Origin of the sequence: Weizmannia sp. CD-2023 (genome assembly GCF_036225245.1) — a bacterium.
In the GTDB taxonomy this organism is placed as follows: Bacteria; Bacillota; Bacilli; order Bacillales; family Bacillaceae_C; genus Weizmannia; species Weizmannia faecalis.
In genome coordinates this window covers 1-23,270 of sequence record NZ_JARTJQ010000031.1, presented here as the reverse complement: position 1 = coordinate 23,270, position 23,270 = coordinate 1, and the positions used below count along the sequence as shown (strand labels likewise).

General features: G+C 48.5%; 26 protein-coding genes and 1 pseudogene. 9 read left to right on the top strand and 18 right to left on the bottom strand.

Annotation, left to right across the window (positions count from 1 at the left end; translation table 11 throughout):
* The 3 genes from P9687_RS04540 to P9687_RS04530 form a co-directional block, all read right to left on the bottom strand.
* Nucleotides 1-606, bottom strand: a 606-nt coding sequence (locus P9687_RS04540) for an FAD-binding protein (RefSeq protein ID WP_328228871.1), incomplete at its 3' end; no start/stop codon positions are given.
* Nucleotides 599-1,108: a DUF1189 family protein gene (locus P9687_RS04535; protein ID WP_014098261.1), complete on the bottom strand. Its 510-nt coding sequence runs from the start codon at nucleotides 1,106-1,108 to the stop codon at nucleotides 599-601. The genes P9687_RS04535 and P9687_RS04540, both read right to left, overlap by 8 nt.
* 71 nt (nucleotides 1,109-1,179) lie before the next feature.
* On the bottom strand, nucleotides 1,180-1,425 hold the full coding sequence (locus tag P9687_RS04530; RefSeq protein WP_014098260.1) for a YuzB family protein: 246 nt from the start codon (nucleotides 1,423-1,425) through the stop codon (nucleotides 1,180-1,182).
* Nucleotides 1,426-1,714: 289 nt separating this feature from the next.
* Here P9687_RS04530 and gndA point away from each other — a divergent pair, with 289 nt between their 5' ends.
* Nucleotides 1,715-3,127 (top strand): NADP-dependent phosphogluconate dehydrogenase, encoded by a 1,413-nt coding sequence (gene gndA, locus P9687_RS04525; RefSeq protein ID WP_014098259.1) that lies wholly within the window; start codon nucleotides 1,715-1,717, stop codon nucleotides 3,125-3,127.
* Nucleotides 3,128-3,162: 35 nt separating this feature from the next.
* Here gndA and P9687_RS04520 read toward each other — a convergent pair whose 3' ends face one another.
* The 3 genes from P9687_RS04520 to P9687_RS04510 are packed head-to-tail and all read right to left on the bottom strand — an operon-like array spanning nucleotide 3,163 to nucleotide 4,790.
* Nucleotides 3,163-3,567 carry a MaoC/PaaZ C-terminal domain-containing protein gene (locus P9687_RS04520; RefSeq protein ID WP_017550423.1) on the bottom strand — a complete coding sequence of 135 codons (405 nt, stop codon included), beginning with the start codon at nucleotides 3,565-3,567 and terminating at the stop codon, nucleotides 3,163-3,165.
* Nucleotides 3,564-4,013: a MaoC family dehydratase N-terminal domain-containing protein gene (locus P9687_RS04515; protein WP_061565757.1), complete on the bottom strand. Its 450-nt coding sequence runs from the start codon at nucleotides 4,011-4,013 to the stop codon at nucleotides 3,564-3,566. The genes P9687_RS04520 and P9687_RS04515 overlap by 4 nt, the downstream gene beginning before the upstream one ends.
* A gap of 15 nt (nucleotides 4,014-4,028) precedes the next feature.
* Nucleotides 4,029-4,790 (bottom strand): SDR family NAD(P)-dependent oxidoreductase, encoded by a 762-nt coding sequence (locus tag P9687_RS04510; protein WP_373897116.1) that lies wholly within the window; start codon nucleotides 4,788-4,790, stop codon nucleotides 4,029-4,031.
* 190 nt (nucleotides 4,791-4,980) lie between these two features.
* Here P9687_RS04510 and P9687_RS04505 point away from each other — a divergent pair, with 190 nt between their 5' ends.
* On the top strand, nucleotides 4,981-6,345 hold the full coding sequence (locus tag P9687_RS04505) for an FAD-binding oxidoreductase (RefSeq protein ID WP_081106246.1): 1,365 nt from the start codon (nucleotides 4,981-4,983) through the stop codon (nucleotides 6,343-6,345).
* A gap of 102 nt (nucleotides 6,346-6,447) precedes the next feature.
* Nucleotides 6,448-6,861, top strand: a complete 414-nt coding sequence (locus P9687_RS04500) for a hypothetical protein (protein ID WP_061565756.1) — start codon at nucleotides 6,448-6,450, stop codon at nucleotides 6,859-6,861.
* 84 nt (nucleotides 6,862-6,945) lie between these two features.
* On the opposite strand, the gene mnmH is transcribed toward P9687_RS04500, so the two are convergent.
* Together mnmH and selD are read right to left on the bottom strand one after the other, a co-directional pair.
* On the bottom strand, nucleotides 6,946-7,992 hold the full coding sequence (gene mnmH / locus P9687_RS04495) for a tRNA 2-selenouridine(34) synthase MnmH (RefSeq protein ID WP_328228796.1): 1,047 nt from the start codon (nucleotides 7,990-7,992) through the stop codon (nucleotides 6,946-6,948).
* Between the two features lie 33 nt (nucleotides 7,993-8,025).
* A complete protein-coding gene (gene selD, locus P9687_RS04490; protein ID WP_061565755.1) occupies nucleotides 8,026-9,075 on the bottom strand; it encodes a selenide, water dikinase SelD in 1,050 nt (349 codons plus the stop codon).
* Nucleotides 9,076-9,277: 202 nt separating this feature from the next.
* Between selD and P9687_RS04485 the strand changes: the two genes are divergently transcribed.
* From P9687_RS04485 to P9687_RS04475, 3 genes are read left to right on the top strand one after another with little or no spacing between them, the layout of a single operon-like run.
* A complete protein-coding gene (locus P9687_RS04485) occupies nucleotides 9,278-9,997 on the top strand; it encodes a metallophosphoesterase family protein (protein ID WP_013859407.1) in 720 nt (239 codons plus the stop codon).
* Nucleotides 9,998-10,043: 46 nt separating this feature from the next.
* Nucleotides 10,044-10,214, top strand: coding sequence for a hypothetical protein (locus tag P9687_RS04480; RefSeq protein ID WP_168986020.1), 171 nt, complete (start codon nucleotides 10,044-10,046; stop codon nucleotides 10,212-10,214).
* Nucleotides 10,202-11,266 (top strand): permease, encoded by a 1,065-nt coding sequence (locus tag P9687_RS04475; protein WP_013859408.1) that lies wholly within the window; start codon nucleotides 10,202-10,204, stop codon nucleotides 11,264-11,266. Before P9687_RS04480 ends, P9687_RS04475 begins: the two co-directional genes overlap by 13 nt.
* A gap of 63 nt (nucleotides 11,267-11,329) precedes the next feature.
* On the opposite strand, the gene P9687_RS04470 is transcribed toward P9687_RS04475, so the two are convergent.
* A complete protein-coding gene (locus P9687_RS04470) occupies nucleotides 11,330-12,577 on the bottom strand; it encodes a glutamate-5-semialdehyde dehydrogenase (RefSeq protein ID WP_168986021.1) in 1,248 nt (415 codons plus the stop codon).
* Entirely contained in the window at nucleotides 12,578-13,672 is a 1,095-nt protein-coding gene (gene proB / locus P9687_RS04465) for a glutamate 5-kinase (protein WP_035189953.1), read from the bottom strand. It abuts the gene before it with no gap.
* 576 nt (nucleotides 13,673-14,248) lie between these two features.
* Here proB and P9687_RS04460 point away from each other — a divergent pair.
* Together P9687_RS04460 and P9687_RS04455 are read left to right on the top strand one after the other, a co-directional pair.
* Nucleotides 14,249-14,698: a DUF1641 domain-containing protein gene (locus P9687_RS04460; RefSeq protein ID WP_035184804.1), complete on the top strand. Its 450-nt coding sequence runs from the start codon at nucleotides 14,249-14,251 to the stop codon at nucleotides 14,696-14,698.
* Between the two features lie 34 nt (nucleotides 14,699-14,732).
* Nucleotides 14,733-15,914 (top strand): NAD(P)/FAD-dependent oxidoreductase, encoded by a 1,182-nt coding sequence (locus P9687_RS04455; protein ID WP_035184802.1) that lies wholly within the window; start codon nucleotides 14,733-14,735, stop codon nucleotides 15,912-15,914.
* A 151-nt stretch (nucleotides 15,915-16,065) separates the two neighbouring features.
* Here the strand turns inward: P9687_RS04455 and P9687_RS04450 are convergent, their stop codons facing one another.
* From P9687_RS04450 to P9687_RS04440, 3 genes are all read right to left on the bottom strand, one after another.
* Nucleotides 16,066-17,253, bottom strand: coding sequence for a DHH family phosphoesterase (locus P9687_RS04450; RefSeq protein ID WP_168986022.1), 1,188 nt, complete (start codon nucleotides 17,251-17,253; stop codon nucleotides 16,066-16,068).
* Nucleotides 17,254-17,305: 52 nt separating this feature from the next.
* Nucleotides 17,306-17,992, bottom strand: a complete 687-nt coding sequence (gene rpiA / locus P9687_RS04445) for a ribose-5-phosphate isomerase RpiA (RefSeq protein ID WP_168986023.1) — start codon at nucleotides 17,990-17,992, stop codon at nucleotides 17,306-17,308.
* 261 nt (nucleotides 17,993-18,253) lie between these two features.
* Nucleotides 18,254-18,949, bottom strand: coding sequence for a C39 family peptidase (locus P9687_RS04440; RefSeq protein ID WP_014098245.1), 696 nt, complete (start codon nucleotides 18,947-18,949; stop codon nucleotides 18,254-18,256).
* 365 nt (nucleotides 18,950-19,314) lie between these two features.
* Here P9687_RS04440 and P9687_RS04435 point away from each other — a divergent pair, with 365 nt between their 5' ends.
* The gene (locus P9687_RS04435; protein ID WP_014098244.1) at nucleotides 19,315-19,635 is read left to right on the top strand and encodes a MerR family transcriptional regulator; all 321 of its coding nucleotides are present in this window, start codon (nucleotides 19,315-19,317) and stop codon (nucleotides 19,633-19,635) included.
* A 44-nt stretch (nucleotides 19,636-19,679) separates the two neighbouring features.
* Here P9687_RS04435 and def read toward each other — a convergent pair whose 3' ends face one another.
* From def to P9687_RS04410, 5 genes and pseudogenes are all read right to left on the bottom strand, one after another.
* Nucleotides 19,680-20,261, bottom strand: coding sequence for a peptide deformylase (def, locus tag P9687_RS04430; protein ID WP_014098243.1), 582 nt, complete (start codon nucleotides 20,259-20,261; stop codon nucleotides 19,680-19,682).
* 217 nt (nucleotides 20,262-20,478) lie between these two features.
* Complete coding sequence (locus P9687_RS04425) at nucleotides 20,479-20,658, bottom strand: FeoB-associated Cys-rich membrane protein (RefSeq protein WP_014098242.1); 180 nt, start codon at nucleotides 20,656-20,658, stop codon at nucleotides 20,479-20,481.
* A 17-nt stretch (nucleotides 20,659-20,675) separates the two neighbouring features.
* Complete coding sequence (feoB, locus tag P9687_RS04420; RefSeq protein WP_328228793.1) at nucleotides 20,676-22,670, bottom strand: ferrous iron transport protein B; 1,995 nt, start codon at nucleotides 22,668-22,670, stop codon at nucleotides 20,676-20,678.
* The gene (locus P9687_RS04415; protein WP_026104508.1) at nucleotides 22,670-22,897 is read right to left on the bottom strand and encodes a FeoA family protein; all 228 of its coding nucleotides are present in this window, start codon (nucleotides 22,895-22,897) and stop codon (nucleotides 22,670-22,672) included. Before P9687_RS04415 ends, feoB begins: the two co-directional genes overlap by 1 nt.
* A 205-nt stretch (nucleotides 22,898-23,102) precedes the next feature.
* Nucleotides 23,103-23,270: pseudogene (locus tag P9687_RS04410) on the bottom strand (LL-diaminopimelate aminotransferase); the annotation flags it as partial.

Here is a 23,270-nt window from a genome sequence, read left to right as displayed (position 1 = left end):
GATCTCCTGTGCGTCGCCCGGCTCCAGGCTGAACGTCCCTTCAAGCGCAATCTCCCCGTTTTCCGCAATTGAACTTTTCCTGTACTGGAAGGACAAATCGCTTTTTTCAAGCCTTTTCATCTCGCCTGTTTTGGTCAGGACAAGCGCGCTTTTCAGAACATCTTTGACTTCCCCGCCATACGCCCCCGCATTCATATACAGCGCACCGCCGACAGATCCCGGTATCCCGCAGGCGAACTCAAGCCCTGTCAGCTTTTGCTTTAAAGCATAGCGCGATACATCGATAATGGCTGCACCACACTGGGCTGTAATGTCATTGCCTGTGTGCGATATTTTCGCTAATTTGGTCAGAATCAGCACAATTCCCCTGATGCCGCCGTCTTTGATGATCAGATTGGAGCCGTTGCCGAGGATCGTGTACGGCACGCCGTTCAGAGAGGCAAAACGGACCGTCTTTTGCACTTCTTCATATGTCTCAGGAAAAATCAAAATATCCGCTTTTCCCCCTGTTTTTGTAAAAGTATATTTGCTTAACGGTTCATCTTCCAGAATTTCACGCGGATAAATGAGCGAACGCAAGTCTTGTAAAATTGTCTTTTCAGCCATGCTCTTCTCCTTCTTTTCTTTGATGCCTCTTTATTTCCGGATAGTGGAGGATCATCGCCGCCAAACAAAAAAGCGGATACCCGATCAGCACCACACCCGAAACAAAACCGTTTTTCGTAAACCATTCATGAATGATTGTATGTAAAATAAACGGGACCGTCATGACAAAGCATGACATTTTCCATAAATGCTGGTACGCCAGTTTTCTCTTCCACAGCTTCCTGAGCCCGTATCCGGCACAAGCGAGCAGGGAAATGCCGGCCAATACGCCACACAGGACAACGAGCACATAAGCGAACAGAAAATAAAAAACAAATTGGATGGCATTCAGGGCATCAAGGGATCCGCCGGTTAAAAGTGCAGGGATATGCAGACAGGAAACCATAAGAACAAGCAGAACCACATACAAAACCGTCCTGTCCATCGGAAGCCTGTTCAAACGAAAAGCAGCTCTTTTTCCCGGCAATAAACAGCTGTATTTGAATGCAGTCCAAATATCCATCCTGTTATCCCCCTCTCCCGAATGCTCCACTCCACATTATAATATAAAAAACAATTTGAAACGAGAACCATTTACGACAGATTCTTTAATTCCGTTTCAATTGCTGCTTTTATTTTTTCAAGGCAAGCCTCAGGCGTTTTGGCAAAAATCCTTTTTCCGTTCACCATCGCAAACGGACTGTAGGTGCATAACCCGCACGCCATTAAGCATTCATTTGAAATCACCGCAACTTCAGGATACCGGGATTCAAGTTCTGCTTCCACATCAATTGTGTTGATCAGGCTGCCTTCACATATTTCGACTAAAATAATGCCCAATCCCGTTTCCTCCTTTTGCTTAAAAGCCGTAAAACGGCATCTTTATCCATTATACTGTAAGCTTTAAAAAAATCCCAACAGGCGCGCTTTCCCGGAGGTCCCCGTTCATCGGAAATCGTATACACGGACACTTCTTTCCCGGAAAATATAAATATTTTCCGGCCAGGCTGTCTTTTTCTTTATAATAACAGGAGATATTTGGTACAATAATGTAAGACTTCCATTTTGCTTGCAGCCACCTGCGCGCAAAGGAAAGACTTTACAATCTAATCATGTTGAGGTGTCTACATTGGAAAAACAGCAAATCGGCGTCATCGGTTTGGCCGTCATGGGGAAAAACCTTGCGTGGAATATCGAAAGCAAAGGTTACACCGTTTCGGTCTTCAACCGTTCCCGTTCAAAAACCGAGCAAATGTTAAAAGAATCGGAAGGAAAAAATATTTTCGGTTATTTTACAATGGAAGAATTCGTCCATTCGCTTGAAAAACCGCGAAAAATCCTGCTGATGGTCAAAGCGGGCGAAGCAACAGACGCCACGATCGAGCAGTTAAAACCGTTTCTCGACAAAGGCGATATCTTGATTGACGGCGGCAACACATTCTTTAAAGATACACAGCGCCGTAACAAGGAATTAAGTGCACTCGGCATCCATTTTATCGGCACCGGTGTCTCAGGCGGTGAAGAAGGCGCGCTGAAAGGCCCTTCGATCATGCCTGGTGGGCAAAAAGAAGCATACGACCTTGTTGCACCGATTTTAAAAGACATTGCTGCTAAAGTAAATGGTGACCCGTGCACAACCTATATCGGTCCGGATGGTGCCGGCCATTATGTGAAAATGGTTCATAACGGCATCGAATACGGCGATATGGAGCTCATCTCAGAGTCCTACAATCTGCTCAAAAATATCCTCGGCCTCACTGCGGACGAGCTGCACGAAGTGTTTGCCGACTGGAACAAAGGCGAGCTCGACAGTTATTTAATCGAAATTACCGCTGATATTTTTACAAAAAAAGACCCAGAAACCGGCAAACCGCTTGTCGACGTCATTTTAGATACGGCCGGCCAAAAAGGGACAGGCAAATGGACAAGCCAGAGTGCGCTTGATCTAGGGGTTCCGCTGCCATTGATTACGGAGTCCGTATTCGCCCGCTTTATCTCGGCCATGAAAGAAGAACGGAAAGCGGCAAGCAAATTGCTAAAAGGGCCTGAAAAACCCGCTTTTTCAGGAGACAAAAAAGCGTTCATTGAAGCGGTCAGAAAAGCATTGTACATGAGCAAGATTTGTTCTTACGCCCAGGGCTTTGCGCAAATGCGGGCCGCTTCGGAAGAATATAACTGGGATTTGAATTACGGTGAAATTGCGATGATTTTCCGCGGGGGCTGCATCATCCGCGCGCAATTTTTGCAAAAAATCAAAGATGCGTACGACCGCGATCGCAATCTTAAAAACCTGCTCCTTGACCCGTATTTCAAGGAAATCGTGGAAAGCTACCAGGATGCGTTGCGCGAAGTCATCGCGACAGCTGTCCGCTTCGGCGTACCTGTGCCGGCTTTGTCCGCAGCGCTTGCCTATTACGATTCGTACCGTTCGGAAGTGCTGCCTGCCAATCTCTTACAGGCCCAGCGTGACTATTTCGGTGCCCATACGTACCAGCGCGTTGACAAAGAAGGCATCTTCCATACGGAATGGCTTGAGTTATAATTCAGAAAAATCCCGCCGCACCTGGCGGGATTTTTTTACTCTCCGTACATTTTGAACACGATTTCGCCTTTGATCACTTTTCCCCCGTCTTGATTGGCCACCACTGCTTCATACGTTTGCCGGGCGCCTTGCGCTTCTTTCAGCGTTGCCGACAGTGTCAAGCGATCGTCTAGAAAAACCATGCCCGCAAAGCGCACGCTAAATTTTTCGATGAATCCTTCGCCAACATACGGTGTAAACAGCTTTCCGAGATTTCCCATTGTCCACATCCCGTGGGCAATAATGCCGGGCAGCCCGGCTTTTTCTGCTGCTTCATCGATCGTATGAATCGGATTAAAGTCGCCGGAAGCACCAGCGTACTTGATTAAGTCCAACCTTGAAACCGGCGGGAGTTCCATGCTTTCCAGGCTGTCCCCGGGTTTTTTCGCGCGAAGGTTCATCCTTTCATCCCCTTCCGGACCGTTTCAGAAAGAATAATCGTTTGGGTTGCGGTCATGACGATTTCACCATTCTTATCTTCCGCCGTGCTTTTTATAAACAAGAAACCCATCTGTCCGAGCTTTCCTTTTCTTTCCTGGTATTTTTCAATTTCCCTATAGCAGTGCAATGCTTCTCCGACATAGAGCGGCCGTTGATATTCGAAATTTTGTTCCCCGTGTATGAGCCCAGCTTTCGGAAGGTCCAGGCCTTCTATTATCCCGTAGTCAAACGTGACCGGGAATGTCAGCGGTGCGATGTTGGCTTTAAACCCTTTTTCAGCCGCAAAGGCAGGATCTGTAAAAACAGGGTGCGGGTCACCGATGGCTTCGGCGAACTTTCTGACAGCGCCCCTTTCGATCGTATTTTGGACCGGATTTGACCGTTTTCCAATCAGTTCTTCAAACATCCGCCCGCCCCCTTATTATGCTTTCGGCCCGCCGGCAACATAGAGCACCTGGCCGTTTACGAACGACGATTCTTCCATCGCAAAGAAAAGGACCGCGTTTGCAATATCTTCCGGCTTTCCTGTCCGACCGACAGGAATCATCGATTGATTAAATGCGATAAAGTCGTCGAATTTAACGCCGAGCCGCTCAGCCGTCGCTTTTGTCATGTCGGTTTCAATAAAGCCGGGCGCAACCGCATTGGCGGTAATGCCAAACTTTCCGAGTTCAATGGCCAGCGTTTTTGTAAAGCCCTGAATGCCCGCTTTTGCCGCCGCGTAGTTTGCCTGGCCGCGGTTGCCGAGCGCGGAAGTGGAAGAGGTATTGATGATTCTTCCGTATTTATTTTCAACCATGTTTTGCTGGACAGCCCTTGAAAAGAGGAACGCCCCTTTCAAATGGACATTCATGACGGTATCCCAGTCTTCGTCCGTCATTTTAAACAGCAGATTATCGCGGATCACGCCTGCATTGTTGACAAGAATATCAATCTTTCCATACCGGGTGCACACAGCTGAAACCACCGCTTCCACCTGCGTGCGGTTTGCCACATCCGCCAGCTGCCCGAATACATCGTAACCGCTTTCTTTGAAAGCCTTTACAGTTTCTTCCAAAGCCTTTTCATTGATATCGACGAGACAGACTTTTGCCCCTTCTTTGGCAAAGGCGGCTGCAATGGCTTTGCCGATCCCTCTGCTTGCACCCGTTACAATCGCAACCCTGTTTTCAAACCTTTTCAAAACCGCTCCCCCTCGCATGTTCGAATTTTTCTGTTTGTTTTAAATATATACAGTAAACAGTTTAAATTAAACGCTTCCTTTTGTAAATATTTGTGCATCCCTTTCAAGCACTCCACTGCCAAAAATTTTGTCAGCGCTTTATTTTTCGTATATTATAAAAAGTAGAAATATACATAAAGAGGTGGCAAGCTTGGAAAATTTTATTTTAAAACTGAAAGAATTGATCGGCCCGGATCTGGTCAGCGGAAATGAAACGGTTCTTGAGCAGCACAGCAGGGACGAATCCTATCATACACCCCATTTGCCGCAGGCTGTTGTATTTCCCGAGTCGGTGGAGCAAGTAAGGAAAGTGGTTGCTTTTGCCAATGAAAATCGCATTCCGGTGATTCCTTTTGGCCTCGGTTCCAGTCTCGAAGGCCATGTCATTCCTTATCAGGGCGGGATTACGCTTGATATGATGCGGATGAACAAAGTGGTAGAAGTACTTGACCGTGACTTTATTGTCCGGGTGCAGCCGGGTGTGACGCGCACGCAGTTAAACCGGGAGCTGAAAAAGTATGGTTTGTTTTTCCCGGTCGACCCGGGGGCGGATGCAACATTGGGAGGGATGGCCGCGACCAACGCCAGTGGCACCACTTCTGTTAAATACGGGGTCATGCGCGACCAGGTGTATGATTTAGAAGTGGTACTGGCGGACGGAACGGTCATTCATACCGGAAGCCTTGCCGCAAAATCATCGTCGGGCTACCATTTAAACGGGCTCATGGTCGGGTCTGAAGGGACACTGGGCGTCATTACCGAACTGGCTTTAAAAGTATACGGCATTCCGGAAGCAATGGTTGCGGCAAGGGCCGTTTTCGAAACGGTCAGGCAGGCGGTTGATGCTGTTGTCGCGATCCGCCAAGCCGGGATCCCGATGGAAAGGATGGAACTGGTTGACAAACGGTCGCTTCAGCAGGCAAACCGGTTTATGGGGACATCGTATCCGGAATGGCCCACTTTATTTTTGGAATTTACAGGGAACGAATCCGGGTTAAAACAAGATGTCAACTTTGCGAAAGACATCCTTGCCGAATTCCAATGCAAAAATGTTATGTTTGAAAAAGATGAAAAAGCGCGCCATAAGCTCTGGGATGCGCGGCATAAACTTGCCTACGCTTTTGTCCGCGGCACGCCGGGAAAGAAAATGATGGTAACCGATGCCTGTATCCCCCTTCATTTCCTTCCCGAAGCCATTGAAGATACGCGCAAAACGCTTGACAGAATGGGCATGGACGGGGCCATTGTCGGCCATGTTGGCGACGGCAACTATCATGTCATTTTAATGATCGATATGGGAAATGAAAATGAAATTCGGCAGGCACAGGCGTTAAATGAACATATTGTGTCATTTGCGCTTTCAAAGGGCGGTACCTGCACAGGCGAACACGGCGTTGGGATTGGAAAGGCAAAATATCAGCGTGAAGAACACGGGCCCGCTTATGGGATGATGAAGAAAATCAAGGATCTGTTTGACCCGAATCATATTTTAAACCCCGGTAAAATCTTTATTTGAGGCTTTTGCCCGCATTTTTTTCACTTTTTGGGGCAAATGTCTATAACCATGCGCCCTGATCCACATACTCTAATGTTGAACACCGAAAAGGAGTGGGTTGAGATGGAACAAACATATGGAAATTATCCGCAATCTCAGGGGTTAGGGCATTTCGGCAGCTATGCCGGGGGAAGCCAGCCTTATTATGATGATGATATGGATATGATGCAGCATTACGGTCCGATGGGGCAAATGGGCCAGATGGGAGCAGCAGACGGTTTGGCAGGGCAATATCCGATGGCAGGGCAAATGTACCCGGGACAGCATCCCGCAACTTCGATGTATCCGGGCATGTACGGCATGCCGGGGTACGGTCAGCATATGGGAATGCCGATGGGCCCGGGGTACACAGGCGCCGGTTACGGTCATGGACAAATGCCGGGTTATCCAGGATATGCGGGCGCTGGGATGGGCATGGCCCCGGGAATGATGCACGGTTATTACCCGGGCATGACAGGCAGGGATTGTCATTGCTGACCGGGGCATACCCGCGAGCCAAATCCATAAGGCGTGCCAAATAAATCCGCAGTGATACATGTAAACAGCCGGCCTGCCATTGCTTTAGTGCAACGGAAGGCCGGCTGTTTTTAACATTTCTTTTAATTGGCCGAGCGCTTCGTCGGTATGTCCGGCCCGGATCGTTTTCACCCTTTCTGTCTCCTCTATTCCGAGCGAATGGTCATATCTTGGATCATAATAATATTCGAGCAGCCATTTTACGGCCTCATGATATCGTTCAGTCTGTAAATCTTTCTCGATTTCTTTTGCAACCGGCGTGTGAATCCGTTCTTTGATGCTTTGAAAGGCACGGATGCACGCTTCTTTGTTCTCCCACGGCCGGTAATCATCCAAAATATTGCGGACCCGTTCCTCCACCGGCAATTCAATCATAATTTTCGTGCCGCGCGCTTTGTTTTCCATCAAAAATTCCGGCACCACTACTTTTCCGATTCTTTTGCTTTCCGCTTCCATCAGAATATACGGCGCATTTTTCAATTGTAAAATGCGCTCTGCCAACAAAGCATCGAACGTTTTCTGGTTATGGGAGCTTAGGCCGATATCCCCGAAAATGCTGCCGCGATGATTGGCCATGCCTTCCAGGTCAAGGACCGGATAGCCTTCCGAAGCAAGCGCCCGGAGCATATACGTTTTACCGGTGCCTGTATAGCCGCCCAGCACATACGTAACCGGATGAAAGTCCATATTTTCAAGCAGACCTGTCACCCATTTCCGGTAGGCGCGGTAGCCTCCCTGGAGCCGGTAGGCATGGATGTCCATCAGATTCAAAACGGTTGCCGCCGTTTTGCTCCGCATACCGCCGCGCCAGCAAAATACCGCTTTTTCCCCTTCTATTTCACGGAAAGCCTCGATAAAACCGGGCAACTTTTTCGAAAAAATTTCAAGTCCGCGTTCTTTCGCAGCGCGGTTGCCGGATTGGGCATAAATCGTCCCCACTTCCGCCCGTTCTTCATCATTAAATAAAGGGATATTCACGCTCCCCGGAATCGTTGCGTTCCGGTATTCGGAAGGGGAACGGACATCCACCCATGTGAGCTGCTTTTTCTCCATCCGTTTTCTTGCTTCTTCAATGGTAATGTCTTGAAACAAATATTTCCCGCCTTTCTATGGTTCCTGATGGGACTATTGCACTTTGATACGGCCGGGATGACTCGCGACGACTTCACCGATCAGGCAGGCTTCCACCCCTGATTTTACAAGTTCTTCGAGCAGCTGTTCCGCTTCATCGCCGGCAACGGACAGCAATAGGCCGCCTGATGTGACCGCATCACTTAAAATCCATTTATCTATTTGGTCCATGCCTTCTGGGAAGTCGACGACATTTTCAATATGGGCAAAATTATTCTTTGTGCCGCCCGGAACAGCACCTGCTTCCGCCAGTTCACGCACGCGCGGCAGCACCGGCACTTTGTCTTGGTAAATACGGAGCCCATTTTTGCTCCCCTGCGCCATTTCGGATGCATGGCCCAAAAGCCCGAACCCGGTCACATCGGTCGAAGCATGGATGGTGTAATCCCGGGAAATTTCAGCTGCTTTTTTATTTAAGGTGGCCATGACATTGGTCACGCGTGTGATCTCTTCTTCCGTTAATAAATCCCGTTTAATGGAAGTGGTCAAAATCCCGACCCCGATCGGTTTCGTCAATATCAGCTTGTCCCCCGGTTTGGCCCCTGCATTCGTGCGGATATTTGCCGGGTGGATCGTGCCAGTCACCGCCATCCCGAATTTAGGTTCCTGGTCATCAATCGAATGCCCACCGGCTAAAGTGACCCCGGCTTCTTTGCACTTATCACCGGCGCCTTTTAAAATATCGGCAAGAATGGCTTTGTCGAGGGTATGGATCGGAAAAGCAACAATATTCAGCGCAGTTAGCGGCGTACCGCCCATGGCATAAATATCACTAATTGCGTTTGCCGCCGCCACCTGGCCGAATGCATAAGGGTCATTGACAATCGGTGTAAAAAAGTCGACTGTCTGCACGATTGCCAAATCATCCGTCAGCTTGTAAACGCCGGCATCATCGTTCGTATCGAGCCCGACAAGCAAATTCGGATCCGCTGCCTTCGGTGGCAGCGTCCGCATCACCTGCTGCAAATCCGCCGGACCGATTTTGCATCCGCATCCGCCTTTTGTTGTCAGTGAAGTCAATTTTATTTTTTCTGATTGTGCCATATTGCATCAACCTGACCTTTCTTAAAGCATGTCTGATCCTTGTACCATTATAGACCACTTCGCAGCAAAATGCATTTTCTTCCGCTCCGTCCGCCTAATGAGGACGCTGAAAACGGATCCCGGTGGTGAAACCAGGCAGGTCGGGATAAACCCGCAACCCATTATGGTATAATAAAGGAAACAAATTTTTGAGGTGATCGCGTTGAAACTGGCATTTATATCCGATATTCACGGCAATGCGCATGCGCTCGAAGCCGTGCTGGAAGATATTGAACAAAAGCGGGCCGATAAAATTTTTGTCCTCGGCGATCTTTGCTTTCGCGGCCCGGAACCACAGCGGGCATATGAGATGGTGATGGCTTTAAATACGGAAGTGATTAAAGGAAATGCTGATGAATGGGTGTACAGGGGTGTCGGCATGAACGAAGTGCCGGAAAAGGCTTATGAAATGATGAACCGGGAGCGGGACTGGACGGTTTCCCGGATGGAGCAGAATGCAGTGGAGTCGTTGCACCAGCTCCCCGAAGAGGTAAAATACGAATACGGCGGCATCAAAATTCACGGATTTCACGCCACCCCGTACAGTTTGTTTGAAAATGTGCCGCCGGATAGTGAAAACAGCAAGTTGAAAGAGAAGTTAATGCAGGAAGACGCGGATATTTATTTATACGCGCACATCCACCTGCCGTTTATCCGCACGTTTGATGGCAAAACGTTTGTCAATCTCGGCAGTGTCGGTCTGCCGTTTGACGGGATCGCCAAAGCCTCTTATGCGATGGTGGAAATTGGCGATCACGATTACCAGGTTTCCAATGTCCGTGTTTCCTACGATGTGCAAAAGACGATCGGGTTATTTGAAGCTTCCGATTATCCGAATAAAGACAAGCTGATCGACATTTTAACCCGGGCAAAAAATGATTGAACCCACCCCCGGTTTTAACCGGGGGTTTTTTTCGGCAGAAGTTTTTGTGAAATTTTTCACGAAAGAGCATAAAAAAGCGCAGCAGCCCCATGCCAAAAAAGAGACAGCCATTGGCATCACCCGCCATTTATTTTTTCACCTTATTATGTTATCATTAACAATTGGTATAAATTTTACTGTCATAGAAATGGAGATGTTGTTGCTTTGGCTGTTGTGAATCATACGGCAAAACCTGAACAGCAATCCGAGAAAAAGGCGGCATGGCTTGCCGTTTTGTTTCTCGTCATTGCCGCGTTCGGCCTTTTTTATGTAAAATGGTGGCCGTACTATGAGAAGTCTTTGCTTGCCGCCCATACGCATTCCATCGGGACATCGATTCTCGGGGATCCGGGCAAATCGGCATCATTTTCATGGGATGGCACCTTCCAATATGTGATCGCGTATTTTCAGGCTGTTTGGAAAGCGGCCGTGCTCGGCATTTTGCTCGGTTCGCTCGTGCAAGTGCTCCTGCCTTCTGCATGGCTGCTTAAAGTGCTCGGCAAAACGTCATTTGGAAGTACGGTCATTGCCGGAGCGAGCGCCATTCCCGGCATGATGTGCACATGCTGCGCAGCACCGATTGCAGTCGGGCTGCGCAAAAAACAAGTGTCCACACCTGCGGCACTCGCCTTTTGGATTGGTAACCCGATGCTGAATCCGGCAACGCTGATTTTCATGGCTTTTGTATTATCATGGAAATTTACCCTTCTCCGCATCGTCGCAGGGCTTATCATGACGTTCGGGGTCAGCTGGCTGGCGGGCCGGCTTGTGAAAAACGAACAACCGGTGAACATCCGCCAGTTCGAGCCAGATGCCGGAGAAAACAACGGGTCCTTTTTCTTAAGATGGGGAAAGGCCGCCGGAAATATGATCCTGTATCTTGTTCCGGCTTATTTGCTTTCGGTTGTTGTGTTAAGTGCGGCCCGTTTCTGGTTGTTTCCGGCATTCGGCCAGCATGCCGGAAACAGCATTACGGCGGTGATCCTGCTTGCTCTTGCCGGCATGCTGTTTGTCATTCCGACAGCAGCTGAAATTCCGATTGTCCAGACGATGATGGCTTTCGGGCTCGGGACAGGTCCGGCCAGCGCACTGCTTGTGACGCTTCCGGCCATCAGCCTTCCTTCCTTGATCATGGTTGGCCGGTCGTTTTCAAAACAAACCCTTCTGTTTGTTGCAGCCTCCTGTGTTGTGGTCGGGATTGTGGCAGGATTATGTGGAATGTTTTTTTAACCAAACGATTGCCCGGAGCATATGAATAAAACGGCGCGGCTATCTGGCCGCGCCGTTTTGCATTCATTCTCTGACTTGGCCGCTCCCGTAAATCCAATATTTTGTGGACGTTAAGGCATCCAACCCCATCGGACCGCGGGCATGCAGTTTCTGGGTGCTGATGCCGATTTCCGCCCCGTATCCGAACTCAAAACCGTCTGTAAAGCGGGTGGACGCATTATGGTACACACAGGCGGCATCCACCATGGACATGAAATGTTCCGCCCGGGCCCCGTCTTCTGTTACAATCGCCTCTGAATGTTTTGTGCCGTAACGGTTGATGTGCCGGATCGCTTCATCTGTATCTTCCACCGTTTTGACGCTGATTTTAAGCGCGAGATATTCGCAATACCAGTCCTCTTCCGCCGCCTCTTTTGCAGCCGGAAAAATTTTTCGCACCGGCTCGTCTCCGTAAATCTCCACCCCTTTTTCCGCCAGTGCGCTAAGCAGCTTTTCACCGTGCTGGGCGAGCCAATGCGCATGGATTAAAAGCGTTTCGATAGCATTGCAGACGGATGGGCGCTGTGTTTTTGCATTGACTGCGATCCGGACGGCCATTTCCGGCTGTGCTGTTTCGTCAATATATAAATGGCAATTGCCCGCCCCGGTTTCAATCACCGGTACAGAAGCTTCGCGGACAACAGTATCAATCAGCTTTTTCCCGCCTCTCGGGATCAAGACATCAAGATAATCACGAAGGTGGAACATTTCTGTTGCCGCCTCCCTGCCTGTATCTTCGATGAGCTGGACGGCATCTTCAGGAAAGCCTGTCTCCGCCAATGCGCGGTGAATGGAAGTGACGAGCGCCTGATTTGAGCAGATGGAAGACGAGCTTCCCCTTAAAATGACCGCATTGCCCGTTTTGATCGCAAGCGTGGCAGCATCGGCCGTAACATTCGGGCGCGCTTCGTAAATCATGCCGATGACACCGACCGGCACTTTCTTTTTGAGGATGAGCAATCCGTTTTCTTTCTTGATTTCCTCGACCGTTTCCCCGACCGGATCTCTTAATTTCACAAGCAGCCGGACCGCTTCTGACATATCATGGATCCGCTTCTCGTTCAGCATCATCCTGTCGAGTATATTTTCCGGAAGGCCTGCCCGGCTCCCCCGCCTGAGGTCTTTTTTGTTTTCGGAAATGATCGTTTCCCGGTCCTCAAGCAAAACACGGGCAATCGCCAAAAGCGCTTTGTTTTTTTCTTCCGTTGTTTTTTTGGCGAGCACCATGCTGATATTCTTCGCTTTTTTTCCTTTTTCTGCGGCTTCAGACATTTAACCCAGCCCCTTTCTGTTTAAAGGCACCCAATGATCGCGGTGAATGACTTCTTCTGCTGCCCGCCCGCTAGGCCTCATAAGCACGCGCAACAGCTCTTCTGCACCGTAAAGCACTTCCCCTTTTCCAAGCAGCCCTTTTGCGCCGTAGACGTCCACGACATCGCCTTTTTGGAATGTGCCGGAAATTTTTTGAATGCCTGCCGGAAGCAGGCTGCTCCCTTTTTGCAGCAAAGCCTGTTCCGCGCCGCGGTCAATGTATATTTTTCCGGCACTTTCCGAAAACAGCGCGATCCATTGTTTCCGGCTCTTTACAGCTGGGCGGGTGGCTCCGATATACGTGCCGTCCCCTTTTCCTTCGAGTATCCTGACGAGTTTATCGCACCCTTTTCCTTTTCCAATAAACACCCGGACGCCGAGGGAGACAGCTGTATTTGCGGCTTTTAACTTTGACAACATGCCGCCTGTTCCCGCTTTCGACCCGGCGCCTCCAGCCATTTTCATCATCTCGGGCGTAATATGATCGATAAAATCAATGCGCTGCGCACAACGGTCGTATTTTGGATTCGTGCTGTACAGCCCATTTACATCCGTTAAAATGATGAGGCATCCGGCGTGGACAAGCCCGCTGACAAGCGCTGACAGCATATCATTATCGCCGAAAGTCAGTTCTGAGACCGACACGGAATCATTCTCATTGATAACTGGGATGACGCCGCGGCGCAAAAGCTCTGTTATCGTTGAATAAGCGTTATGGTACCGGTCTTTTGTGGAAAAATCTTTCCGGGTCAACAAAATTTGCGCCGGTATTAAGCCGTAAGCACCGAGCGCTTCCCTGTAACGCTGGATGAGCACACTCTGGCCGATAGCAGCAGCAGCCTGCTTCCCTTTTAACGTGACGGGCCGCGCCGGGTAACCGAGCAGCCGGAACCCGCACGCGACGGCGCCGGATGAAACGACGACCACCTCATGCCCGGCTTTGTGCAATGCGACAAGGGCGCCGATATGATCGGCAAACTTCTGTTCATCGATTTCACCGGCGTCATTTGTTAAAGAACTGCTTCCGATTTTTACGACGACTCTGTTTTTCTCCATGGCTTTTCTCTCCTTCTAAAAAAGGTGAAACAAAAAGGCCTTTCCGTCCCTGTAAAAAGGACGAAAAGGCCTTGCTTTTCGCGGTACCACCTTTTTTGGGCGACATTTGCGCCCCGCTCTTTTTTGATAACGCAAAACTTTGCGCCCGGTTTTCCGGGACCCGGAAGGCAGGTTCGGCAGGCCGCCTGCTGCTGCACCTTTCAGCCTGTGGGTGCCGCTCTCTTATGCAAGGGTGATCCGCCTACTATTCCTTCGTTCACGTTCAGTATTTTTAATTATCTTACAACAGCAGTAGCAGAAATGCAAGCAAAATATTTTGCTATGCATAACCCAGGCAGCCGGGACAAAAAATAAGCTTACATGCGGATTTTCCCCGAAAATGGAAAGCAAATTACTTTCTATACGGTGAAAATTTGATATACTAGTCATGTATGAGGTTTCATCACCTTTCTTTGTGAATCTTGGTACGTAATTATGGGAGGAAATTCACAATCAGGAGGGGGGAATCAGGGAACCCGTATATTTTTTTGCATCTACATATGTGTGGGAATTCCATCAGAAAAGGAGAAATAGGAGATGGCAGAAACTTCAGCTCAAAAAGGCAATCCTGAAGAAAAACCGGAAGTAACCCCGGAAACGGCAGTCGTACAGAAAGATTTGCTGGATCAATTATTGGATCCGGAAATCCAGCAATCTTTGACGGTGTTGGTTGAAAGCCTGCCGAAAATGGCCGAACTGGTCACCATGTTAAACAAAGCCTATGATTTTGCGCAATCCATTATGACAGATAAAGTGCTGGTCAATGATTTTAAAGGCGGATTTCTAGGCTTTCTGGATCCCGTTGCCGAAAAAGCAAAGGGGCTTGCCCAAACTGCGATTGAAGCAAAAGACCGTGCCGAGACGTCCACAGACACAATCGGATTGTTCGGCCTGTTGAGATTGCTGAAAGATCCGCAAGCCCAGAAGCTGTTCCGTTTCCTGCAGTCTTATCTTGCAGTCGCGGAAGAACGCAGCAAACAGCAGTAAGGTGAATGAGAACTAATGAAAACGGGGGATCCATATGAGTAAAAAAATTGTCATTTTAGGGGCCGGTTATGGCGGCCTGTTATCTGCGTTATCAGCGCGTGAATATTTGTCAAAAGACGATGCAGCGATCACGGTCGTAAACCGTGTGCCGGACCATCAAATTATTACGGAATTGCACCGTCTGGCGGCGGGCGGCGTTTCTGAAAAACGGGTGTCGCTTCCGCTCAGAAAACTGTTTAAAGGTAAAGATGTCGACGTTCAGGTGGATGAAGTCACAAAAATCTCGCCTGATTCGAAAGAAGTATCGCTCGGAAGCGGCTTTAAGCTGAATTACGATGTGCTCGTTGTCGCACTCGGCAGCGAAACAGCTTTCTTCGGCATTCCGGGCCTTGAAGAAAACAGCTTTCTGTTAAAATCAGTGGACGATGCGAAACGCATTCATGCCCATATCGAGTCCTGCCTTGCGCAGTATGTCAAAACGAAAAACAAAGCGGATGCCACATTTGTTGTCGGCGGTGGCGGCCTGACCGGGATTGAACTGGTTGGCGAGCTGGCGGACAAGGTGCCGGCATGGTCGAAAAAATTTGCGATCGACCCTTCTGAAATCTCGCTTATTTGTGTCGAAGCGGCGCCTTCCATTTTGCCGAACTTCGCGCCAAATCTAATTGAGCGGGCAACGAAGAGCCTGGAAGCGCGTGGTGTGCAATTTTTGACAGGCATCCCTGTTACGAAATTCCAGGATAATGTCGTGGAATTAAAAGACGGCCAGAAAATCGAAACAAAAACGCTTGTCTGGACGGGCGGCGTGCAAGGAAACCGTGTCGTTGCAAATTCCGGGATTGAAGTAAACCGCGGGCGTGCAACCGTAAACGCCTATTTGCAATCCACTTCCCATCCGGATGTGTTTGTTGCAGGCGACAGCGCGGTTGTCTTCCCGTCAGAAGGCGCACGCCCTTATCCGCCAACAGCACAAATGTCGTGGCAAATGGGAGAATTGATTGGCTATAATCTTTCTGCTTATTTAAAAGGCGGGAAAATGCAGACGTTCCACCCGATCAATTCCGGTACGCTTGCAAGCCTCGGCAGAAAAGATGCCATTGCATTTATCGGGGAAAACCAAACGCAATTAAAAGGCTTCCCAGCTTCCGCTATGAAAGAAGCAAGCAATATTCGTTACCTGGCCCATATTAACGGGTTATTCTCACTTGTATATTAAGGAAAAAGGCGCATCCAAACGCGGATGCGCCTTTTTTAAGCCTCTTTTTCCCCGGCAAACCTAAGTTGCAGGCCGCGCTTTTTTTTCGTGCAAATTGGCCGCAACCGGCTCTATACCTGCACGAAAAAAAGCCCGGCATCACCGGGCAGCTTTACAAACCACTTTCGCTTCTTTTTTTCTTTTTGTCCATATATTCCAAATACGCCTCATCGTGGGTAAGCCATGCTTGGAACTGGCGCTTTACAAATTTTTCCGCTTCTTCAAAGGCAGAAAAAGAAGGAGACTGCTTTAAGCCTCTTGCTTCGATCGCCCAGCCTTTTTGAGGGTCTTTATAAATAAAGATTGGTTCCCCGCTGCGGTTTTGGTATAAACATCCCGCTTCCTGCCCTTTGATATTGGACTGGTTATGGGCAAAATCGCGTTTCAGCGGTTCTGTTTTAAACGTTTCGACGACAAACTGCCGGAACGCCTCTTCCGTCAGCACGGCCCCCGATGCTTTTTTGTGCCCGCCCCCGTCGTATTTTTTGGCAATTTCCGATACGTCAATATGGTCATGAATCGTCCTGAAACTGATCCGTTTCTTTCCGACCATGCAAATGGCGATATAATCGAGATGCGGGTATTCTTTTGCAACGGCATTCCCCAATTCGGAATGATGCGACTCGGCATGAATAACGCCTGCATAATAACCGTCAATCACAGCCTGGTAGACTTCCCGCTTTTTTCCATTTATATATCTTTCGATTTTTTTCTCTTCCAGATCAAGTATTTTTTCTTCCAAATCATCAAATGAAAACGTTTCACTGCCGCTAAGTTTATGTAGCAAAATCTCTTCAAACTCTTCGATCGGATACAGATAGAAAAGATCATTTAATTTTTTGGCCTGCATATTCCCGTTGCGTTCCCATTCCCATGTATCCATTTGCCGGACAAGTTCGACAAACGCGTCAACAGCACCTGTCGGGTTGATTTTTCCTTCCGCTTGCAGATACCGATAAAACAAAGAAGTGGCGCTTGCCTGTTTGCCGTCTTCCTCCACCTGGACAGAAGCCCATTCATGCTCATTTAAGTGAAGCGCGCTTTTATGGTGGTCAATCAGTTTCACTTTTCCGCCCTGTGCGGCATAGGCATCGAGGAGCTCCGCATTTTTTTCATTGACCGATAAATCGGTAATCCACAGCATGTCTTCTTTATGTTCTTTTTTTAAAAAAGCTTCCACCTGGGGATTTAAACCGGACACAGAATTATACTGGATTTCAATGTCTTTTCCGAATGCAAGCCTGGCAAGAATCCCACAGCCAAGCCCGTCCAGGTCATTATGGGTTAATAAACGATACATCAATCTTCCTCCGAAATTAAAATTTCTGTATGGTCTCCCATACGGATGTTTTTCACAAAATAATATTCTTTGCCTCCGCCCGGTTCCGGGTATATACCTTGTCGCCGTTCCCGATGACAACAAGATCGCAAATGCCGAGAAAAAGCCCGTGTTCAACAATGCCTGTTATGCTGTCCAGCCAGGCTCCAAACGCGCCAATATCAGGCGTTTGGAGCTTTATATCCACGATATAGTGGCCGCCGTCTGTTACATACGGCCGGCCTTCTTTCATCCGGAGGACAGGGTTTAACCCTTCTCGCTCAAACGTTTTCACCAAATGTTTGTATCCGAACGGGACCACTTCCACCGGCAGCGGAAAAGCACCAAGTTTTTGAACCATTTTCCGGGAATCCACCACCCAGATATTTCTTTTTGATGCCTTTGCCACCAGTTTTTCAAACAACAACGCCCCGCCGCCGCCTTTGATGCCGTTTAAGGAAGGGTCCACCTCGTCGGCTCCGTCAATGGTCATATCCATTTGCGCCGTATCGTTCAAGTCTGCTATCGGAATGCCGCATTCGCGCGCAAGTTTTTCTGTCGCACGCGAGGTGGGCACACCGGTGATGTGCAGGCCGCTTTGCACCCGTTCCCCTAATTTTTTTATCGTGTAATAAACAGTTGAGCCGGTCCCAAGCCCGACAATCATTCCATCTTCTACGAGTTCCGCTGCTTTCTCCCCGGCCATCTTTTTCCCGTCCATACCTCTGCACCTGCCTTTACTTTGATTTTATAACAGTCTTAAAGAATTATAAAGGAAAGCGCAAACAGCCATGAAATGAAAATAAAAAAATCGCTCTGCCTTTCAAGGTTTAAACGCAACACGCACACACACGGGCCATTTTTGGATAATATAACCGGACATGCCGGGCCTTATACAAGCATACATTCACGGGCGGCCGCTTTTTGCGCTTTTTCGGGCAATCCAACAACTTTGAAGCTCGTTTTCCGTCAGGCTTTTTGTTCACCGGATCACAATGGCCTGGCTGCCCATCTGCTTCCACGCTTTCTCAAATGCTTCACGGCCAAGCTGCTTATTTTTTGTTCCATACGGGTCATTCACATAAATATGGCCTGGATCGTACCCTGTAATGACAACACTGTGTTCGCTGTATGTGATGTTAATACTTCCCTGGGGCGTGTCCCATGTTTTGAAATCAGAAACCGGCTGAAACCGGGCTGTCGTAATCACCCAGACAGCATGCCCTTCCTCAACATTTTCCAGGATTTTTGAAAAAGGCTGTCCCGTTAAATCCGCCGCTCTTTTGCCGGCATATTTTTTGGCCAGTTCAAAAACAGGGCCGTGGTACACGCCATACCCGGGACCATCCTCCATGTTCCCGACAAAACCTGCGTTCGGATTGCCGTGCTGCCCGTTTTTATAGGTAAACGGCACATACTTGATTTCTTCCGCCAATTGATTCTTGGTCACATGAAAACCGTTATCGACAAGCAGCATCGCGAGGCTTGTCACTTCACAGCCGTTATAAAGGCGGGGCGCATCCATTTGCCTGATAATCGGCACATCGAGCAGTTTTTTGGCAGCAGCGTTATTTTGCGCGGATTTTTGGGCCGATTCTTTATGGGTCAGATACTCATTTAAGGCGAGCAACATGACGATCAATACGATTGCTGCAAAAATGAGCCTGGATGATTTCATCTGTGCTACTCCCCTTTCGGTTATGGCGAAAGCATTCACCGTCTTTCCGTTCTTTCCTGTATGCACTTTAACCCCTGCCGGCCGGGGAAGCGCACGGGAAACTGTCTGTCCCGCTTTTAAGCCGGCCACGGGAAGCCGCCATTCCTGCAGAGAAACCAGTCTTGAATTATTATATGGATAAATTGGAAAGAACTCAACTCCGCGTAAGAGCAATCCAAAATGAACATCAAAGGACTGCTGTTATGTAATCTCACGTGCCGATGAAAAATACGTATATTTTTGTCAGGTTTTCTTACACAAAGATGGTCTAAACGGCTTTTTTGGTATATATTAATAAAAACACCTTACAAAGGGAGGATGCACCGGTGGCAACGAATGAATCATACTTGGAAAAGAAAGTCATCTCGATCGGAACGGTATGTGAATTAACCGGCTTAAGTGAAAGAAGAATCCGCTACTATGAAGAAAGGAAATTGATTTTCCCGGAACGGACAAACAGAGGGATCCGGAAATATTCATTTACCGATGTTGAACGCCTGATGGACATCGCCAATAAACGTGAAGAAGGCATCCAGACTGCGGAAATCCGCAAAGAATATATGAAAGAGAAAAAATACAATGAACGCACGATGCGCGAACAAGTCATCCGCGGCCAGCTGAATGCTTATTTCCGCACAAGAGAATAATGCATCAAACGGCAGCCGGGCAGGCTGCCGTTTGCGCAAGCTGTTTATTCATACACGCTCCGGATATCCGTGTTTGCAGGAAGGGCGAACGGATTGTCCTTGTTAATATGGTCATAGAACATAATCCCGTTCAAGTGGTCCATCTCATGCTGAAAAACAATCGCGGGATAGCCCTTTAATTTAATGAGCACTTCATTCCCGTCCAAATCGTATGCCTTTACTTTAATCCGTTCATAACGCGGCACAAAACCATCCACTTTCCGGTCAACCGACAGGCAGCCTTCCCCTTGCGGAAGGTAGATCATCGATATCGAATGGCTGACCAGTTTTGGATTAAAAACCGTGTACGCCTTTTCACCGTCTTCATCCGCAATATAAACGGCAAACATCCTTTTATTAAGGCCGATCTGATTTGCGGACAATCCAACGCCTGCACGCAAATTGCATTTGCCGGCAATCTCCGGATCCTGGCTGTTTTTTAAAAACTGGAGCATGCAGCGCAGTTCCGCTTTGTCTTCTTCAGTTGGCGGCATGTTCACTTCATCCAGCACTTTTCTTAAAATCGGATCGCCTTCCCTGACGATATCATCCATTGTAATCATATAATCATCATTATATTTGCTCATAGATTGAACCCTCATCTGCCTTTTTCCTGAAATTCTATTTACCCGGCACGGGACGGCCCCGGAACCGGCTGCCATTATACCTGTTTGGACATTGTTAATCTTACCATACCGCAGCAAAAAAATCTAAACAGACGGAACGCCGGACACGGTTTCCGCCAATGCGAACCCCCTGCCTATCATAAACCGGGCACACCTTTTAAAGGGCGGCCCGGTATTTTCAGCTTTTTGCCGTTTTGGCCCGAGATGGAGCGTCCGGCGCACAACAGCTTGCTGTATTGCAGTGGTTTTTCAATGCACAGGAAGCGCACTGCCCTTCCCTGCTTTTTTTGATAAAACGGATCAGCGTAAATGCCGCATAAGCAAAAATCACAACACCGAGCAAAATACTAAATAACATCGGAACATTCCCCCGTTTTAAAAAGCGATGAACCGCCCAATATTGTAAATCAGAAAAGCGATCAAGTAAGCAATCACAAGTGCATAAGCGATCGAAAAAAGCGTCACTTTCCCCGAACCGGTTTCTTTATGGATAATGGCCACGGTCGAAAGGCATGGAATGTATAAAAGAATGAATACCATGAAACTATAGGCCGAAAGCGGTGTAAAAGCATGGGAAATCACACCTGCCAGAGATGCGCCGTCTGGAACAAAATAGAGGACGTTCATCGTCGAAACGACCACTTCTTTTGCCATAAAACCGGTCAGAAGGGCAGCCGCGGCCTGCCATGTTCCAAAACCGAGCGGCTTGAAGACAGGCGCAATCCATCCGCATAGGATCGCCATAAAACTTTTATCGACAGGCACATTGAATCCGCCCGGCCCCGCATTCGAAATGAGCCAAATGGCTACCGTGCCACCGAAAATCAAAGTCCCTGCTTTCTGGACGAAACCTTTCCCTTTATCCCATGTGCTTCTGTACAAACTCCGCGCATTCGGCACGCGGTACGGCGGCAGTTCAATGACAAAAACAGAACCTTCCGTTTTTACCACCATTGAAAATACTTTGGCAAGCAAAAGCGCAACGACAATGCCGAGCACATACAGCGACAGGACAATGAGTGCCTGATGGTGGCGGAAAAAAGCCGCGACAAACAAACTGTAGACCGAAAGCCGCGCAGAACAGGACATCAATGGGGTCAAAAGCGTCGTTAACAGCCGCTCTTTCGGCTGTTCAATCGTCCTTGCTGCCATGACGCCGGGGACATTGCAGCCGAAGCCGATAATCAGCGGAATAAATGCTTTTCCGTTTAAACCGACTGCCTCCATCACCCTGTCCATGACCATCGCTACCCGTGCCATATATCCGGAATCTTCAATCACCGAGATAAAGAAAAACAAAACAAAAATTTGCGGCACAAAAACGAGAACGCCGCCAACTCCGGCCACAATCCCGTTTAACACAAGATCACGGATAAACGGTGTTGCCCCCGCTTCTTTCAACCCTGCTTCAATCCAGGCGGTCAGCGGGCCTGAAAAAAACTTGTCAAGCCAATCCGATAAAGGGGTGCCGAGCCAGTTGAATGTAATGCAAAATACCAAATACATCATCACAAGAAAGATCGGCACGCCAAGGTATTTATTCGTGACGACGGCATCTATTTTCTCCGTCAGCGTTTTCTTTTCTGCCGCCGTTTGTTCAACAGCGGTTTCCATTAGCCTGTCAATAAATTGCTGCCGCTTTTTAAACATTTCCTGCTTAATGGAAGTATGCGGGTTGGCGGCACGGAGCCTGCGCTCCACACCCGCGCAAAAATCTTCGAGTTCCGGCTTTACATTCATAAACGCCGGAATTTGGCGAATCACTTCATTGCCTTCCAAAAACTGGAGCGCCAGCCATCGTTTGTTCAATGACCGGAAATCCGGCAGCTGGTCCATGAGATAGGTCGCCGCATGCTCCAATTCATCGCCGTAATCAATACGGAAATCGGGCACAACCGCCTTTTCTTGCATCTGCTCCGATATGGTCTTGCATCCTTTTCCTGTCCTTGCAATAATCGGCACGACCGGAATGCCGAGGGCTTCTGCAAGCGAACGATCATTCACTTTCATGCCGCGCGATTTTGCAACATCTATCATATTCAGCCCGATCAGAACCGGCTTTCCGTACTCCATCAATTGGATGGTCAAATGCAGGTTCCGTGCGAGCTGGGAAGCGTCGACGATATTCAAAACGGATGTGAAGTCTTCCTCAATTAAGAATCTCGATGCCACCGCTTCATCTTTGGAAAGCGGGTTCAAGGCATAAATACCGGGCAAATCAATCAGCACCCCGGCATTTTCCTTCAGCTGGCCCACCTTTTTTTCAACGGTAACACCTGTCCAGTTTCCAACATATTCATATGATCCGGTAAGCTCATTAAAGAGTGATGTTTTTCCTGTATTGGGGTTTCCAAATAAAGCGACCTGCATTATAAACACTCCACTTGGATCCGCATTGCTTCTTTTTTGCGGATGCCGATGCACTGCCCGCTGACTTCAAGCATGCAAGGCCCGCCGAAAGGCAATCCGCATTTATAACAAACTTCCCGGCCTTCAAGCACACCCAAATCAAGAAGGCGCCTTTGAATACTTTGATCAATGCTTGATAAATCTGTAATAATCCCTTTGCTTCCGGGTTTCAGTTCGGTCAAGACCATGGTATGCCCCTCCCAGAGATAGAGAAATAGCGTCTGTTCATTGATAATGATTATCATTCTATATTCCTATCATACCGCATTTCATTGTGAGCGTCTATCTTATTTTCAGGGAACAAGGGAAACTTTCACATATTTATGTGAAATTATTCACATAATATGCGTTGACAGCCGGCTTGGCCGCCCCAACATGCAAAAAGCGGGCCCCTTAAAGGAGTCCCGCTTTTTGCGGCAAATGCACGCCGCTTTTTTCAATGCGGCGGACAGCTTCCATAAGCCTTTCTTCATCCTGTACAAGCGCGATTCTGACATATCCTTCGCCGTGGGGACCAAAGGCGTTGCCAGGCGTAACCACAACGCCGGCTTTGTCCATCAG

What these genes read in the sequence shown, in the direction of transcription:
- P9687_RS04470 (WP_168986021.1), bottom strand. Translation starts at nt 12,577, where the DNA reads ATGTCTGAAGCCGCAGAAAAAGGAAAAAAAGCGAAGAATATCAGCATG.
- P9687_RS04455 (WP_035184802.1), top strand. Translation starts at nt 14,733, where the DNA reads ATGAGTAAAAAAATTGTCATTTTAGGGGCCGGTTATGGCGGCCTGTTA.
- P9687_RS04425 (WP_014098242.1), bottom strand. Translation starts at nt 20,658, where the DNA reads ATGTTATTTAGTATTTTGCTCGGTGTTGTGATTTTTGCTTATGCGGCA.
- proB (WP_035189953.1), bottom strand. Translation starts at nt 13,672, where the DNA reads ATGGAGAAAAACAGAGTCGTCGTAAAAATCGGAAGCAGTTCTTTAACA.
- feoB (WP_328228793.1), bottom strand. Translation starts at nt 22,670, where the DNA reads ATGCAGGTCGCTTTATTTGGAAACCCCAATACAGGAAAAACATCACTC.
- P9687_RS04415 (WP_026104508.1), bottom strand. Translation starts at nt 22,897, where the DNA reads ATGGTCTTGACCGAACTGAAACCCGGAAGCAAAGGGATTATTACAGAT.
- selD (WP_061565755.1), bottom strand. Translation starts at nt 9,075, where the DNA reads ATGGCACAATCAGAAAAAATAAAATTGACTTCACTGACAACAAAAGGC.
- P9687_RS04460 (WP_035184804.1), top strand. Translation starts at nt 14,249, where the DNA reads ATGGCAGAAACTTCAGCTCAAAAAGGCAATCCTGAAGAAAAACCGGAA.
- P9687_RS04500 (WP_061565756.1), top strand. Translation starts at nt 6,448, where the DNA reads ATGGAACAAACATATGGAAATTATCCGCAATCTCAGGGGTTAGGGCAT.
- P9687_RS04450 (WP_168986022.1), bottom strand. Translation starts at nt 17,253, where the DNA reads ATGTATCGTTTATTAACCCATAATGACCTGGACGGGCTTGGCTGTGGG.
- P9687_RS04535 (WP_014098261.1), bottom strand. Translation starts at nt 1,108, where the DNA reads ATGGATATTTGGACTGCATTCAAATACAGCTGTTTATTGCCGGGAAAA.
- P9687_RS04520 (WP_017550423.1), bottom strand. Translation starts at nt 3,567, where the DNA reads ATGAACCTTCGCGCGAAAAAACCCGGGGACAGCCTGGAAAGCATGGAA.
- def (WP_014098243.1), bottom strand. Translation starts at nt 20,261, where the DNA reads ATGAGCAAATATAATGATGATTATATGATTACAATGGATGATATCGTC.
- P9687_RS04440 (WP_014098245.1), bottom strand. Translation starts at nt 18,949, where the DNA reads ATGAAATCATCCAGGCTCATTTTTGCAGCAATCGTATTGATCGTCATG.
- rpiA (WP_168986023.1), bottom strand. Translation starts at nt 17,992, where the DNA reads ATGGACGGGAAAAAGATGGCCGGGGAGAAAGCAGCGGAACTCGTAGAA.
- P9687_RS04515 (WP_061565757.1), bottom strand. Translation starts at nt 4,013, where the DNA reads ATGTTTGAAGAACTGATTGGAAAACGGTCAAATCCGGTCCAAAATACG.